At 63.5% G+C, this 15,118-nt stretch carries 16 protein-coding genes; 10 read left to right on the top strand and 6 right to left on the bottom strand.

The window, feature by feature from the left end:
• Positions 1-64: 64 nt before the first annotated feature.
• On the bottom strand, positions 65-1,405 hold the full coding sequence (gene gntU, locus PG897_RS14280) for a gluconate transporter (protein WP_019840070.1): 1,341 nt from the start codon (positions 1,403-1,405) through the stop codon (positions 65-67).
• Between the two features lie 245 nt (positions 1,406-1,650).
• Here gntU and PG897_RS14285 point away from each other — a divergent pair, with 245 nt between their 5' ends.
• From PG897_RS14285 to PG897_RS14295, 3 genes are read left to right on the top strand one after another with little or no spacing between them, the layout of a single operon-like run.
• The gene (locus tag PG897_RS14285; protein ID WP_005307862.1) at positions 1,651-2,160 is read left to right on the top strand and encodes a gluconokinase; all 510 of its coding nucleotides are present in this window, start codon (positions 1,651-1,653) and stop codon (positions 2,158-2,160) included.
• Entirely contained in the window at positions 2,157-3,953 is a 1,797-nt protein-coding gene (gene edd, locus PG897_RS14290) for a phosphogluconate dehydratase (protein ID WP_201882187.1), read from the top strand. Before PG897_RS14285 ends, edd begins: the two co-directional genes overlap by 4 nt.
• A gap of 9 nt (positions 3,954-3,962) precedes the next feature.
• Positions 3,963-4,604, top strand: a complete 642-nt coding sequence (locus tag PG897_RS14295; protein WP_201882185.1) for a bifunctional 4-hydroxy-2-oxoglutarate aldolase/2-dehydro-3-deoxy-phosphogluconate aldolase — start codon at positions 3,963-3,965, stop codon at positions 4,602-4,604.
• Positions 4,605-4,701: 97 nt separating this feature from the next.
• On the opposite strand, the gene PG897_RS14300 is transcribed toward PG897_RS14295, so the two are convergent.
• Positions 4,702-5,709, bottom strand: a complete 1,008-nt coding sequence (locus PG897_RS14300; protein WP_005307868.1) for a substrate-binding domain-containing protein — start codon at positions 5,707-5,709, stop codon at positions 4,702-4,704.
• A 90-nt stretch (positions 5,710-5,799) separates the two neighbouring features.
• On the opposite strand from PG897_RS14300, the gene PG897_RS14305 reads away from it, so the two are divergent.
• On the top strand, positions 5,800-6,450 hold the full coding sequence (locus PG897_RS14305) for a Qnr family pentapeptide repeat protein (protein WP_201882183.1): 651 nt from the start codon (positions 5,800-5,802) through the stop codon (positions 6,448-6,450).
• Positions 6,451-6,558: 108 nt separating this feature from the next.
• Here the strand turns inward: PG897_RS14305 and PG897_RS14310 are convergent, their stop codons facing one another.
• Complete coding sequence (locus PG897_RS14310) at positions 6,559-7,899, bottom strand: peptidoglycan DD-metalloendopeptidase family protein (RefSeq protein ID WP_139430983.1); 1,341 nt, start codon at positions 7,897-7,899, stop codon at positions 6,559-6,561.
• A 9-nt stretch (positions 7,900-7,908) separates the two neighbouring features.
• On the bottom strand, positions 7,909-9,438 hold the full coding sequence (gene gpmM / locus PG897_RS14315) for a 2,3-bisphosphoglycerate-independent phosphoglycerate mutase (protein WP_201882181.1): 1,530 nt from the start codon (positions 9,436-9,438) through the stop codon (positions 7,909-7,911).
• Between the two features lie 324 nt (positions 9,439-9,762).
• On the opposite strand from gpmM, the gene PG897_RS14320 reads away from it, so the two are divergent.
• Genes PG897_RS14320 through gpsA form a run of 3 tightly spaced genes read left to right on the top strand, consistent with a single transcriptional unit; the run spans position 9,763 to position 11,719 of the window.
• Positions 9,763-10,194, top strand: coding sequence for a rhodanese-like domain-containing protein (locus tag PG897_RS14320; protein WP_005307875.1), 432 nt, complete (start codon positions 9,763-9,765; stop codon positions 10,192-10,194).
• A 47-nt stretch (positions 10,195-10,241) separates the two neighbouring features.
• Positions 10,242-10,712 (top strand): protein-export chaperone SecB, encoded by a 471-nt coding sequence (secB, locus tag PG897_RS14325; RefSeq protein WP_005307878.1) that lies wholly within the window; start codon positions 10,242-10,244, stop codon positions 10,710-10,712.
• A 2-nt stretch (positions 10,713-10,714) separates the two neighbouring features.
• A complete protein-coding gene (gpsA, locus tag PG897_RS14330; RefSeq protein WP_201882179.1) occupies positions 10,715-11,719 on the top strand; it encodes an NAD(P)H-dependent glycerol-3-phosphate dehydrogenase in 1,005 nt (334 codons plus the stop codon).
• A gap of 83 nt (positions 11,720-11,802) precedes the next feature.
• Here gpsA and nfuA read toward each other — a convergent pair whose 3' ends face one another.
• Positions 11,803-12,381 carry a Fe-S biogenesis protein NfuA gene (gene nfuA / locus PG897_RS14335; RefSeq protein ID WP_011704302.1) on the bottom strand — a complete coding sequence of 193 codons (579 nt, stop codon included), beginning with the start codon at positions 12,379-12,381 and terminating at the stop codon, positions 11,803-11,805.
• 80 nt (positions 12,382-12,461) lie between these two features.
• Complete coding sequence (locus tag PG897_RS14340; protein WP_201882178.1) at positions 12,462-13,190, bottom strand: ComF family protein; 729 nt, start codon at positions 13,188-13,190, stop codon at positions 12,462-12,464.
• A 37-nt stretch (positions 13,191-13,227) separates the two neighbouring features.
• On the opposite strand from PG897_RS14340, the gene bioH reads away from it, so the two are divergent.
• From bioH to PG897_RS14355, 3 genes are all read left to right on the top strand, one after another.
• Positions 13,228-13,992, top strand: coding sequence for a pimeloyl-ACP methyl ester esterase BioH (gene bioH / locus PG897_RS14345; protein ID WP_043172000.1), 765 nt, complete (start codon positions 13,228-13,230; stop codon positions 13,990-13,992).
• 71 nt (positions 13,993-14,063) lie between these two features.
• Positions 14,064-14,297, top strand: a complete 234-nt coding sequence (locus PG897_RS14350) for a flagellar basal body rod C-terminal domain-containing protein (protein ID WP_005307918.1) — start codon at positions 14,064-14,066, stop codon at positions 14,295-14,297.
• Between the two features lies 1 nt (position 14,298).
• Positions 14,299-15,096 carry a putative metalloprotease CJM1_0395 family protein gene (locus PG897_RS14355; RefSeq protein WP_270829147.1) on the top strand — a complete coding sequence of 266 codons (798 nt, stop codon included), beginning with the start codon at positions 14,299-14,301 and terminating at the stop codon, positions 15,094-15,096.
• Positions 15,097-15,118: the final 22 nt, after the last annotated feature.

Genomic DNA, 15,118 nt, shown 5'->3' on the forward strand with positions numbered 1-15,118 from the left:
AGAAAGAATCGTCATAAAGATGAAAAAGGCCTCACATCGGAGGCCTTTTTCTGCATGGTCGCGATCAGAGGAAGCTGTAGATCAGCATGGCCATCACGCCGCCCGTGGTACCTATGATGGTTTCCATTACGGTCCAGGTTTGCAGGGTCTGCTTCTCGGTGAGACCGAGGTAGCGGTTGGCCAGCCAGAAGCCGGAGTCATTGACGTGGGAGAGCACTATGGCCCCGCCGCCGATGGCGATGGTGACCGCCGCCAGCTGGGCACCGCTGAGGCCGAGCGGCTCCAGCATCGGCAGCACCAGGCCGCAGGCGGTCAGCATGGCGACGGTGGCTGAACCCTGAATGACCCGCACCGCGGCCGCCAGGATGAAGGCCAGCGCAACGATGGGCAGGCCGGAGTCCGCCAGCATGTTGCCGAGGGCGGCGCCGACGCCGGAATCCACCAGCACCTGCTTGAACACGCCACCGGCACCGGTCACCAGGATGATGACGCCGGCCGGCTGGATGGCGCTGTTGCAGACGCTCATCACCTCGTCACGGGACATGCCGCGGCGGATCCCCAGCAGGTAGAAGGCGGCCAGGCAGGCGACCATGATGGCGGTGAAGGGGTGGCCGATGAACTCCAGCCAGCCGTGCAGGGGCGTGCCGGCCTCGACGAAGCGGCCGACTATGGTCTTGAGACCGATCAGCAGCAGCGGCAGGCCGATGAGGCCCATGGCCAGCCCGAAGGAGGGCAGGTTCTGGCCGTCGTCGTGGGCGCTGCTCTGGGCGTCGGCCGGCAGCGGCACGTCCACCACCTTGCTGATCAGCTCGCCAAACAGCGGGCCGGCCAGGATCAGGGCAGGAACGGCGGCGATCAGGCCGAACAGGATCATGTAGCCGAAGTCGGCCCCCAGCTGGGAGGCCACCAGGATGGGGCCCGGTGCCGGGATCAGGAAGGCCTGGCAGGTGGCGATGCCCGCCAGCAGGGCGATGCCGATCTTCACCACGCTGCCGCCACCGCGGCGGACGATGGCGAAGGCGACGCCGATCAGCAGCACCACGGCCACGTCGAAGAACAGTGGTAGTGCGCAGACGAAGCCGGTCAGCGCCATGGCCCAGTTGGCGCGCTTGACGCCGAACTTGCCGAGCAGGGTGTGGGCCACCCGGTCGAGGGCGCCGGTGACTTCCATCACCTTGCCGAACATGGCACCCAGTGCCACTACCACGGCGACGAAGCCGAGGGTGCCGCCCATCCCTTTCTGGATGGTGGCGGCGATGTCGGCCGGGTTCATGCCGGCGGCGAGCCCCGCCACCATGGAGACCAGGATGAGGGAGACGACCGCGTGCAGGCGGGCCTTCATCACCAGAAAGAGCAGCAGCACGATGGAGCCGGCGGCCGTCATGATCAGGGAGAGGTCAGACATTGTTGTGCATTCCTTGTTCCAAGTTCAGTATCGACACCCTGCCGATCCGTCGGCAGACCATATCTTTATGATTTATTTAGATTTATGGTCAGGGCTCAAACTCGATTGCCCAGGTGACTATGAGTGCGCTCAGTCTGTGGCAGACTTCACAATTCTTGTTGTTACCGGTAACATGTTACCGGTAACGTGCTAAGTTAGAACCCATCGGCAGCACGTTTTTTGAAAAATGAGATAGAGGTCAAACAATGGCGGGTAAGAGCATTATCGTGATGGGTGTGTGTGGTAGCGGCAAGTCCAGCGTGGGCCTCAAGGTGGCCAGCGTGCTGGGCGCCAAGTTCATCGACGGTGATGATCTGCACCCCAGGGCCAACATCCAGAAGATGGCCGGTGGCAACCCTCTCAACGACGAGGATCGCGCCCCCTGGCTGGAGCGGATCCGCGACGCGGCCTACAGCCTGGAGCAGAAGAACGAGGTGGGCGTCATCGTCTGCTCGGCCCTCAAGAAGCAGTATCGCGACCAGATCCGCGAGGGCAACGAGTCGGTCAGCTTCCTCTTCCTCGACGGCAGCCAGCCGCTGATCCTCGAGCGGATGCGGGCCCGCAAGGGCCACTTCATGCGCGAAAGCATGGTACAAAGTCAGTTCGATACCCTGGAGCGCCCGGACGGCGAAGCCGGTGTATTCCACATCGATATCGACGGCACCTTCGAACAGGTGGTTGATCGCGCCGTCACCGCATTGGAGCAAGCCCAATGATCCATCAGGTTATTTCCAGCGTCACCGCCCGCATTCGCGAGCGCAGTGCCGCCCGTCGCCAGGCCTTCCTGGCCCGCATCCAGCGCCAGGCCGATCAGGGCAAGACCCGCGCCGCGCTGGCCTGTGGCAACCTGGCCCACGCCGTGGCCGCCTCCAGCTGTGACGAGAAGGGGCGCATCCTCGACATGACCCGCGCCAACGTCGGCATCGTCACCGCCTACAACGACATGCTGAGCGCCCATCAGCCCTATCAGGGCTACCCGGACATCATCAAGGCTGCGCTGGCCGAGCTCGGCCACAGCGCCCAGGTGGCCGGCGGCGTGCCCGCCATGTGCGACGGCGTGACCCAGGGCCAGCCGGGGATGGACATGTCCCTGTTTTCGCGCGATCTCATCGCCCAGGCGACCGCGCTGTCGCTCTCCCACAACACCTTCGATGCCACCCTGCTGCTCGGCATCTGCGACAAGATAGCGCCGGGCCAGATCATGGGAGCGCTCTCCCACGCTCATCTGCCCACCGCCTTCGTGCCGGCCGGCCCGATGGCGAGTGGCATCAGCAACGACGAGAAGGTGAAGGTGCGCCAGCAGTATGCCGCCGGCGAAGTGGGTCGCGATGCCCTGCTCAAGATGGAGTGCGGCGCCTACCATGCGGCGGGCACCTGCACCTTCTACGGCACCGCCAACACCAACCAGCTGGTGTTCGAGGCCATGGGCCTGATGCTGCCGGGCTCCGCCTTCGTGCACCCGCACAGCGAGCTGCGCCACGCCCTCACCGAGGAGGCGGCCCGCCGCATCAGCGCCATGATCCCGGGTTCCCCAGCCTATCGCCCCCTGAGTGCGGTGATCGACGAGCGCTCCCTGGTCAACGGGCTGGTGGCTCTGCTTGCCTCCGGCGGCAGCACCAACCACAGCATCCATATGGTGGCGCTGGCCCGCGCCGCCGGTCTGGTGCTGACCTGGGATGACATCAGCGATCTCTCCGACGTGGTGCCGCTGTTGGTACGCATGTACCCGAACGGCCCGGCCGACGTGAACGCCTTCGAGCAGGCGGGTGGCGTGCCCGGCCTGATGCGCCGGCTGGCGCAAGAGGGGCTGATCCACCTGGATGCCACCCCGGTCTTCGGCGAGATGCAGGATTACCTCAGCCGTCCGGCACTGGTGGATGGCAAGCTGGTATGGCAGCCGGTGGGCGAGAGCGGCGATGCGAGTGTATTGTCGCCTTCCGGTAGCCGGTTCCAGGCCACCGGCGGCACCAAGCTGCTCTCCGGCAATCTGGGCCGCGCCGTGGTCAAGGTCTCCGCCGTGGCCCCCGAGTATCGGGTGATTGAAGCCCCGGCCCGGGTCTTCTCCTCCCAGCATGCGGTGGAAGCGGCCTACAAGGCGGGGGATCTCAATCAGGATGCCGTCATCGTGGTGCGTCACAATGGCCCGGCCGCCAACGGCATGCCGGAGCTGCACAAGCTGATGCCGGTGCTCGGCAACCTGCAGAAGGCGGGTCACAAGGTGGCACTGGTCACCGATGGTCGCCTCTCCGGTGCCTCCGGCAAGATCCCGGCCGCCATCCACGTCACCCCGGAAGCGCTGCACGGCGGGGCCATCGGCCTGCTTGCCGATGGCGACCTGCTGCGGGTGGACGCGGTAACCGGCAGCCTCGACTGCCTGACCGATTTGAGCGGCCGTACCCAGGCCGAGATCGACCTCACCCTGGAACAAGAGGGGTGGGGCCGTGAACTGTTCAGCGTGATGCGTCGCGCGGTATCGAGCGCCGAGTGTGGCGCCACCATCTTTGACTAAGGAAGAGCTATGCAGAACTGGAAAGTGACCCCGGCCGAGGTGTTTGCCGCCTCCCCGCTGGTACCCGTGATGGTCATCAATGAGCTGGATCAGGCCCTGCCGATGGCCAAGGCGCTGCTGGCCGGCGGCATCTCGGTGTTCGAAATCACCCTGCGCACCCCGGTGGCACTCGATGCGATCGCCCTCATCGCCAAGGCGATGCCGGAGGCCATGGTCGGTGCCGGTACCGTGCTCAACTGCGCGCAGTTTGACGCCGCCGTGGCCGCCGGTGCCCGCTTCGTCATCTCCCCGGGGATGACCCCGGCCCTGCTGGCCCACGCGGCCAAGAGCACGGCGCCGCTGATCCCGGGCGTGGCCACCCCGTCCGAAGTGATGCAGGCGCTGGAAGCGGGCTACGACCACCTCAAATTCTTCCCGGCCGAGGCGAATGGCGGCACCAAGGCGCTGGCCGCCATCGCCGCGCCGCTGCCCCAGGTGAAGTTCTGCCCCACCGGCGGTATCGGCCCGAAAAACGTGGCCGATTACCTGGCGCTCAAGTGCGTCGCCACCGTCGGCGGCTCCTGGATGCTGCCCGCAGAGGCCGTCAAGAACGGTAATTGGGAAGAGGTGACCCGCCTCTCCTGCGAAGCCGTCGCCCTGGTCGCATCCTGATTTGACGCCGGCGTGAGCCGGACCTTCCGTTTGCCAGGCAAGCAGGCCACCCTCGGGTGGCCTGCTCGTTATGGCTGAATGGCGGGGATGTGCGTCGTCAGCCCAGGCTGTCACCTTCGTAGAGGGAGAAGCCCATGTCGAGCCGGGTGTCGGCCAGCGGCTGGCCGTTGAGGCGGGCCAGCAGCATGGTGGCGGCCGCCCGGCCGATCTCCTTGCGCGGCGTGACGATACTGGCCAGCTTGGGGGTCATGGCGTGGCCGATGTCGAGGGCGTTGCTGCCGGCGATGGCGATCTGCTGGGGGACGGGTATCCACTTGGCCTGACACTGCAGCAGGGCACCCACCGCCAGGTCATCGTTGGTGCAGAACAGGCCGTCCAGATCGGGATAGCGTACCAGCGCCTGTTCCAGCAGCTGGCCGCCAAGGGTGAAGCTGGAGGATTGCTCGGTCAGCAGGTGCTGGCCGCTCAGGCCGAAATCCTGCATTGCCTGGTAGTAGCCCTCCATCCGCAACTGGGTGCGCACGTCGAGCCGTGCGCCGAGGTAGACCAGCTTGCGTCGGCCCCGGCGCAGCATCTCTGTTACCATGGCCCGGGCGGCTGCCCGGTGATCCATGCCGACCACCATGTCGATGGGGCTCTGCGGCAGATCCATGGTCTCCACCACCGGGATGCCGGCGGTGGCGATCATCTTGCGGGTGCGCTCGGTGTGCTGGCTGTCGGAGAGGATCAACCCATCCACGTGATAGGAGAGCAGGGAGGCGACCTGCTCCTCTTCCCGCTCCGGGCTGTAGCCGTAGTGGGCCAGCAGGGTCTGGTAACCGGCGGGGCGGGTCACCGACTCGATGCCGTGCACCACGGCGGAGAAGACCTGGTTGGAGAGGGAGGGGATCAGGATGCCGATCGCCTTGCTGGTGGCGTTGGAGAGAATGTCCGGCGCCCGGTTGGGGATGTAGCCGAGCTCTTCCACCGCGGCGGCGATCCGCTCGCGGGTGCCCTCGGCCACGGCTTGCGGGTCGCGCAGATAACGGCTGACGGTCATCTTGGTGACCCCGGTCAGGTCGGCTATGTCCTGCAGGGTGGGGCGGCGCTTGCGGGTATCGTTCATCTCTGGATCCGGGACAAATGTTACGTGTAACATTACCGTTTTTTTGTAACAAAGTCAGCATATGACGCCGTCAACAAGGGGAATCTCAGGATGATCAAGGCCAAGTGCTTTGAGGGTGTGCGCTTCGAGCAGCAGGACCTGGCCGGGGAGCAGTTTCAGGGATGCCGTTTCATCGGCTGCAACTTCTCCAGGCTAGATCTCGGCGAGAGCCGTTTCGTTGACTGCAGCTTCTACGATCGGGAGAGCGAACAGAACTGTTTGCTGCAGGGCTGCAATCTGCGTGAGGCGAGTTTTCTGCGCTGCGATCTCACCATGGCCGACTTCAGTCACAGCCAGTGCCTCGGGCTCGAGCTGCGCGACTGCCAGGCGATGGGGATCAACTTCTCCCGCGCCAGCTTTGCCAACCAGATCACCGTCAAGAGCTACTTCTGCGAAGCCCATCTCACCGGCAACAACTTCAGCTACGCCAACTTTGAGGGTTGTCTGCTGGAAAAATGCGAATTGAGCGGCAATCGCTGGCAGGGGGCCAACCTATTCGGCACCTCGCTGGCGGGCTCGGATCTCAGCGGTTCCGAGTTTGGCCAACTGGACTGGAGCCGCATCAACCTGCAGGGCTGCGATCTGCGTCAGTGCGATCTGCCCGGGCTGGATCTGCGGCGGGTCAATCTGCACGGGGTGCAGATTAACGAAGATCAGCAGCAGGCCTTGCTGGAGCAGATAGGGCTGGTCGTCTTCCCTTGAACAGCCTGAAAAAGAGGTAATTTTTCACCAAAGGTAGCGCGTCGCCGCGCTGCCGGAGGAACGACAGCCTGCGCAAGGCAGGCTGTCGGGGGAGGAGGCAAGTCGGCGTCAGCGCTTGGCCAGCCACTTGGTGGGGTTGATCGCCTCGCCCTGGTAGCGAATTTCGAAGTAGAGGCCGGGTCTGTCCTGGCCGCCACTGTCACCGACCAGCGCCACCGGTTCACCCTGTTCCACGTTCTGGCCCACCTGGCGCAGCAGCGACTGGTTGTGACCGTAGAGGCTCATGTAGCCGCGGCCGTGATCGATCACCAGCAGCATACCGAAGCCGTCCAGCCAGTCGGCATAGACCACCTGGCCCGGCGCCACCGCCTTGACCTGGGTCCCTTCGCTGGCGCCGATCAGGGTGCCCTTCCACTTCAGCTCGGCGGTGCGCGGCGAGCCGTAGGCGATGAGGATCGGCCCCTGCACCGGCCAGCGCAGGCTGCCATTGGTCTTGAGGCCGCTGTAGTAACCGGCGCTGCTGATGCCGGAGCCCCGCTCAGGCTTGCTGGTGGTGCTCTCCCGGCTGGCGGTCTGCTGCTGGGCCGCCTTGCTCTGCTGGGCGGCGAGCCGCTCCTGTTCGGCGCGGCGCTGTTCGGCCAGCTTGCGTTGCCGCTCCTGTTCCGCCTTCAGCTTGGCAAGGCGCTCCCGCTCGCGGCGCTCCTGCTCTTCCCGCTGGCGGCGCAACTCTTCCAGCCGGGCCTTCAGCGCTTTCTCCGCCTTGACCAGCTTGGTCAGCTTCTGTTCGTCATCCTGTACCGACTGCTGCAGCTGGTTGCGCACCTTGGCACGGCTCTGCTGGCTGGCCAGCAGACTTTGATGGTGTTGCTGCTGTTCGGTGAGCAGGGATTGCAGCCGGCTTTCGGTCTCTTTGGTGGCCTGCTGGTTTTTGGCCAGCTTGGTGCGGGTGGCCCGCAGGGCTTCGATGGCCTCGATGCGGGCCTTGTTGAGGTAGTCGTAGTAGTCGAGGGAACGGCTCAGTTTGGCCGGATCCTGCTGGTTGAGCAGCAGTTTGAGGTAATCGTGGTTGCCGGCGGTAAAGGCGCTCTCCGCCTGTTTGGCCAGCAACTGCTTCTGGCGGCTGGCCTGCTGTTCCAGGTCCAGCTTGTCCTGTTGCAGCCCCACCAGCTTCTGCTGGTTCTCTCTGAGCTGCTGTCTGGTCTGGTCGAGCTTGGCGGCGGCGGCCGAGATGGCCTGCTCATCGGCCTTGAGCTGGGTGTTGAGCTTGGCCAGCTCCTGCTTGCTGAGCTTGATGGTCTGCTGCTGTTCCTTGATCTGGGACTGCATGGCGCCCAGCTGCTGGTTGGCAGCCCAGGCCTTGCCCGGCCCGAACGACAGACAAAAAAACAGCGCGCCGGCCAACAGGCCGACGCGACTGGTTTTGGTTGAAATCACTTCGCATCCCCGCATGGGGAAGGATTATTTCAGAATCATCAGGGGCTTGCCAGTCATTTCCGGCGGTACCGGCAGACCCATCAGAGTCAGCATGGTGGGGGCCAGATCGGACAGTTTGCCGCCTTCCAGCACCTCGGCCTTGCGACCGAAGTAGATGAGCGGAACCGGCAGATTGGTGTGGGCGGTGTGGGCCTGACCAGTCTCTTCGTCCATCATCTTCTCGGCGTTGCCGTGGTCGGCGGTGATCAGGCACTCGCCACCCACTTCAGCCAGGGCCTCGGTGACGCGACCGATGCAGTGGTCGACCGCTTCACAGGCTTTGACGGCCGCATCGAACACGCCGGTGTGGCCGACCATGTCACCGTTCGGGTAGTTGCAGATGATGACGTCGTACTTGCCGCTCTTGATGGCGCCGACCAGCTTGTCGGTCAGCTCTTCGGAGCTCATTTCCGGCTGCAGGTCGTAGGTGGCCACTTTCGGGCTGGCAACGATCTCGCGATCCTCGCCAGTGAAGCAGGCCTCTTCGCCGCCGTTGAAGAAGAAGGTGACGTGGGCGTACTTCTCGGTTTCGGAGATGCGCAGCTGGGTCTTGCCCTGCTTGGCCAGCCACTCACCCAGGGTGTTCACCAGGGCGGTCGGCGGGTAGGCGCAGGCGGTCTTGATGTCGGCCGCGTACTCGGTCAGCATCACGAAGTTCAGCGCCGGGGTGGCGGTGCGGGCGAAGCCGGTGAAGTCGCTGTCGACGAAGGCGCGGGTGATTTCACGGGCGCGGTCGGCACGGAAGTTCATGAAGATCAGCGCATCGCCATCCTGCATGGGGGCGGCGGCACCGATGCGGGTCGCCTTGACGAACTCGTCGTTCTCGTCGCGAGCATAGGCGGCGGCCAGGGCTTCGGTGGCGCTGTCGGCGGTGAACTCGCCCTTGCCCTGAGTCATCAGGTCATAGGCTTGCTGTACGCGATCCCAACGGTTGTCACGGTCCATGGCGTAGTAACGGCCGATCATGGAGGCGAAGCGACCCTTGCCCAGGCGGGCGAACAGGGCATCGAACAGCTCGATGGAGGACTGGGCGGAACGCGGCGGTACGTCGCGGCCATCCAGGAAGGCGTGGAAGTAGATCTGCTCGGCGCCACGCTTGGCGGCCATCTCGATCATGCCCATGATGTGCTCTTCGTGGCTGTGTACGCCACCCGGGGACATCAGGCCCATGATGTGAACGGCTTTGCCCTTGCTTACTGCTGCGTCAACAGCCTTGGCCAGCTCAACGTTCTCGAAGAAGGGGCCGTCCTGGATGTCTTTGGAGATGCGGGTCAGTTCCTGATAGACGATGCGACCGGCGCCAATGTTGACGTGGCCCACTTCGGAGTTCCCCATCTGACCGTCCGGCAGACCCACGTCCAGGCCGGAGCCGGAGATCAGGGTGCTGGTGTAGTCACGGGCGAGACGGTCGAGGTTCGGGGTCTTGGCGGCAGCGACGGCGTTGTGCTCTTGCTTGGTGCTGTAGCCCCAACCGTCCATGATGACCAGAACCAAAGGTTTCTTAGCTGTTGACATAAGGCTATGTCCTCTCGGATAGGAATGAATTGCGGGAAGTGAAACTAGCGTAATATTACTACATCTGCCGAAATAGTCACCTGATAGCCAAGCCCGTCCGGCGGGGCCCGCACCCTGTTGCCGAGCTGTTTCTCCTTTGTCGCCGGCTTGTCGCATTGCACGACGAATCCTCGGTCAGGCCTGCCCGATACCGCTTTTTATGTTGCTGTCGCATCCCGTTTCCAGCCGATGGGAGCCGGCTCCCGCTTTGCCGCCAAGATGGCTGATCTTGGCTGGGTCCCCATGTATACTCGGGCACTTGTCTTGGTCCCTGGATAGTAGAAGATGCAAGAGTATTTGGATTTTGCGGCCCGCAACCCGCTGCTGACCGCAGCCTGGTTCGGCCTGGCGGGCACTCTGGTTTACACCACGGTGCGTGCCCGTTTTTCTCCGGTCAAGTCGGTGAACAACCACACCGCCACCCTGCTGATCAACCGTGAAAACGCCACCGTGGTGGACATTCGCAGTCAGGAAGAGTTTGCCAAGGGCCATCTGGCCGGGGCCCAGCACCTGCCGCTCAGCCAGATCCAGAGCAATAACCTGGGCCCGGTTGAAAAGCATAAAGATGCCCCCATCATAGTGGTGTGCGAGTCGGGGATGACCGCTGGTGGCGCGGGTCGCCAACTGAGCAAAGCCGGCTTCAAGCAGGTGTATGTGCTCAGCGGTGGCATGGCCCAGTGGCGTGCAGAAAATCTGCCGGTGACCAAAAAACGCTGATTTAAGGGCCTGCGCCCACCTATTTTCATAAAAAGGAATCAAACAAAATGGCTGAAGAGATCAACAACCAGGAAGTACAACCGGAATTCCACATCCAGCGCGTCTACACCAAGGACGTCTCCTTCGAAGCGCCGAACACTCCGCACATCTTCCAGAAAGAGTGGCAGCCGGACGTCAAGCTGGACATGGACACCAAGACCAACATCCTGGCCGACAGCGTCTATGAAGTGGTACTGACCCTGACCGTGACCTGCAAGCTGGAAACCGAAACTGCCTTCCTGTGCGAAGTACAGCAGGCCGGTATCTTCACCATCGGCAACCTGCCGGAGCCGCAACTGGCCCACTGCCTGGCTGCCTTCTGCCCGAACATCCTGTTCCCGTACGCCCGTGAAGCGGTGGCCAACCTGGTGAGCAAGGGTTCCTTCCCGCAGTTGAACCTGGCACCGGTCAACTTCGATGCCCTGTTTGCCCAGCACATGGCACAGGCTCAGGCCCAGCAGGCGACTGCGGAAGCCTGATAATGGCCGACCAGATCGCTATCTCGGTCTTGGGGGCGGGGTCTTACGGCTCCGCCCTTGCCATTTCTCTGGCGCGCAACGGTCATCCGACCCTGCTGTGGGGTCACGATCCCGCCCATGTCGCCGAGCTGGAACAGGACCGCTGCAACAAGGCATTCTTGCCGGATGTCCCCTTTCCCGCCGATCTGCAGCTGACCGCGGATCTGCAACAGGCTGTGCAAGCTGCCCCCGTACTGCTGCTGGTGGTGCCGAGCCATGTGTTCGGTCAGGTGCTGGCCAGGGTCAAGCCCTTCCTGCGCCCCGATACCCGTATCGCCTGGGCCACCAAGGGGCTGGAGCCGGACAGCGGCCGCCTGTTGCAGGACGTGGCGCGCGAGGTGCTGGGTGACGAGATGCCGCTGGCGGTCATCTCCGGCCCTACCTTCGCCAAGGAGCTGGCCGCCGGTTTGCCGACCGCCATCTCGGTGGCCTCGACCCACGACGATTTCGCCGACGATCTCTCCCTGCTGCTGCACTGTGGCCGTTCGTTCCGGGTCTATACCAATCCGGACTTCATCGGTTTGCAGCTGGGCGGGGCGGTCAAGAACGTCATCGCCATCGGCGCCGGTCTCTCCGACGGGCTGGGCTTTGGCGCCAACGCCAGGACCGCGCTCATCACCCGCGGTCTGGTAGAGATGCAGCGCCTCGGTGCCGCGCTCGGGGCCGATGCCAAGACCTTCATGGGGATGGCGGGGCTCGGGGACCTGGTGCTGACCTGTACCGACAACCAGTCGCGCAACCGTCGCTTCGGACTGGCCCTCGGGGCTGGCAAGGATGTCGATACCGCCATGGCCGAGATCGGTCAGGTGGTGGAAGGCTATCGCAACACCAAGGAGGTGCATCTGCTGGCGGCCCGCTGTGGCGTCGAGATGCCCATCTGCGAACAGATCTTCAAGGTGCTGTACGAAGGCAAGAATCCGAAAGAGGCGGCCATCGCCCTACTGTCGCGAGACAAGAAGGACGAATAATCTGCCTGCCGCAGAATGCAAAAGGCCTCGCCAGCTGGCGGGGCCTTTTCTTTGCAGCATGTCTTTACCACAAGGGCAGCAAATCAGTAGTAGGAGTGATCGCCGCGCTGGTGTTCGGTGGCATCCTTGACGCCGTTGAGCTCGCCCGGGAACTTCTCCAGCAGCTGCTTCTCGATCCCCTCTTTCAGGGTGTAATCGACCATGGAGCAACCGTTGCAACCACCGCCGAACTGCAGGATGGCCAGCTTGTCCTCGGTCAGCTCGACCAGGGTGACCTTGCCACCGTGACCGGCCAGCATGGGGTTCACCTCGGACATCAACACGTACTCTATACGGTCGATCAGGGGAGCGTCGTCGGCCACTTTGCGCATCTTGGCGTTCGGAGCTTTCAGGGTGAGCTGGGAGCCCATCTGATCGGTGACGAAGTCGATGGTGGCATCCACCAGGAAGGGGGCGCTCAGGGGGTCGACCAGGCAGTCGAAGCCGCTGAAGGGCAGGTGTTGATCTTCCGGATCGACCGCGTCGGGTGGGCAATATGATACGCCGCACTCGGCATTCTGGGTTCCCGGATTGACCACAAACACCCGGATATTGGTGCCGTCAGGCTGCTTTTCCAGCAATTTACGGAAATGGGCCTGGGCGGTGTCGGAAATGCTGATCATCACTATCCTCATAAACCTGAGTGTACGACTAGGGTATTCATGATAACTCTGTTGGCAAGGCTTGGGTAGCGTGCCGTTGGTTACTTGAGGTGCTTGAGGGTGCGACAGATGGCCCACACTTCCACCTTTGTGACTCCGCTCTCATGCAGCAGACGGGTGAGATGGCCGGCGGTCGCACCCGTGGTGACCACATCGTCGAGCAGCGCCACGTGCTGGTAGGCGTGGGGGCGGATCTGGAAGGCGCCGCGCAGATTGCGCCGCCGCTGGCCGGCACTGAGCTTGGTCTGCTGCGGCGTTGCCCTGACCCGGCGCAGCAGCCGATTATCGCAGGGGATGCCGGTCAGCTCGCCGAGGGCGCGGGCTATCTCTTCCGCCTGGTTGAAGCCACGCCACCACTGGCGCCACCAGTGCAGGGGGACCGGAATGATGGCCTCTGGCGGCTCGCGGCAATCCAGATGATCCGCCAGCACCCTGGCGAGCAGCGGGGCCAGCAGGATCTGGCCGGAATACTTCAGCCGTGGGATCAGCATGGGGTAGGGTGGCCGGTAGTCACCGATGACCTGCAGTCGCTCCCAGGGCGGCGGCCTGCGCTGGCAGCGACCGCAGATCGGCTCGCGCGCTTCATCCCGTGCCGGCAAGGGGGCAGCACACAACCGGCAGCTGTGGTCAACCTGCTGCAGGGCCTGTCGGCACCAGCTGCACAGCAAGGGGTCAGCATCGCAAGGTTGCTGGCAGAGCAGGCAGCTGCCCTGCCAGTCGGCATGACTGCCGAGGATCGGACTTGCTTTGGCGAGCAGCCGCTTTAACATGCTGACCCCAACAGAGTGAACAGGATCTTGAGTCTAGATGAGCGTATCGGTAGAGCGGTTTGGTCAGGGGCCCGATCTGGTGCTGTTGCACGGATGGGGAATGAATGGCGCGGTCTGGCACGGTATTGTCCCGGCCCTGGCGGCTCGCTATCGCGTCCATCTGGTGGATCTGCCCGGCTTTGGCAACAGCCCGCTGGCGGGTGAGGCCGAGTACAGTCTGCCCTGGCTGGCGGAACAAGTTGCTGCCATCCTGCCGGAGCAGTGCCATTTGTTGGGTTGGTCCCTCGGTGGTCTGGTGGCCAGCCAATTGGCCTTGAACCATCCCGAGCGACTGCACTCCTTGATCACGGTGGCCAGTTCCCCCTGTTTCATGGCCCGCGACGAGTGGCCGGGGATCGCCCCCAAGGTGCTGACCGGGTTCAACCAGATGTTGGCGGGGGACTTCAAGCAGACCATTGAACGCTTCCTGGCGATCCAGGCCATGGGCAGCGAACACGCCAGAGACGACATCCGTCAGCTGCGCCACTGGCTGGCGGAGCGTCCTGCTCCACAGCTGGCCGCGCTGGAGGCGGGGCTCGGTTTGCTGGCCGATGTCGATCTGCGCGATGAGCTGGTGCAGTTGAACCTGCCCTGGCTGCGGGTCTACGGCCGGCTGGATTCGCTGGTGCCCAAAGCCTCCATTCCTCTGCTGGACGAGCGCTACCCGGCCAGCCGCAGTGTGGTGCTGGAAAAGGCCTCACACGCGCCCTTTATTTCTCATCCACAGCAGTTCATTGAAATCATTGAACATTTTGTAGGTTGAAAAATAGCCAATTTGCTTCATTAATCCTCTGGGGTGACGGATAATTAATCCAGTGTCAGAGGAGAATTGTCATGCGTATAGATTCTGCATTGAACAGCGGTGTACAGGGGTTCCAGCGTGCGGAGCAGATCGCCGACAAGGCATCCAATCAGATCGCCAGGCTCAACACCCCGAGCGGTGACAAGGTGCAGTTGCCCGAGGAACTGGTGAACCTCAAGAGTGCCGAGGTGCAGGCCGGTGCCTCCGCCAAGGTGATCCAGACCGCCAGCGACATGATGGGAACCCTGATCGACATCCGGGTGTGACATGAACATCAATGTCAGTCTGCCAACCATCATTCCCAACCAGCTGCAACCGCAGACGGAATCGGCACGTACTGACAATCGCCGCGCAGCCCTCATCCCCCAGAGCCGCCAGACCGAGGCCTTCAATGCCGAGCCCGAGGTCGGCTCCCAGAAAGACAAATCCAGATCCACTCAGGCCAACGCCAATCAGACCTCCCAGCAGGCACGGGAGGGCTCCCAGACCGGCAACCCGCAGGCTGCCGTCGACAACCGTTTCGTCGAGGCCACCGGTGAAGACGGCCAACGCAACAAGCAGCAGGATCCCAAACAACAAGAACAGCAGCAGAAACAGGAGCTGCAGGTCAAGGAGCTGGCAGACAGGGATCAGGAGGTGCGAACCCACGAGCAGGCGCATCAGAGCACCGGCGGTCAGTATGCCGGCAGCCCGACCTATCAGTTTGCCATGGGGCCGGATGGCAAACGCTATGCCACCGGTGGCGGCGTTTCCATCGACATCAGCGTCATTCCCGGCGACCCCAGGGCCACCGTCGCCAAGATGCAGCAGGTACGTGCCGCCGCACTGGCGCCGGCACAACCCTCCTCCCAGGACCTGAGTGTGGCAAGGAGTGCCGCGGCCAAGGAGGCACAGGCCCGCAAGGCGCTGATCTCTGCCGATCCGGACTCCACCTTGAAGGCCGATGGCAGTGCCAAGACCGGGGTGTTGAATGGCTACATGGAGCAGCGCAACCAGGTCATCGCCCAGCGCTATCAGCAGGCGGTCAAGCCAGCGACTCCGCAGAGCTTCAACCTGAGCGTCTGAGCCTGGCAATTCCCCCTGTTTT

The sequence above is a fragment of the Aeromonas sp. QDB20 genome (genome assembly GCF_027707805.1).
In the GTDB taxonomy this organism is placed as follows: Bacteria; Pseudomonadota; Gammaproteobacteria; order Enterobacterales; family Aeromonadaceae; genus Aeromonas; species Aeromonas dhakensis.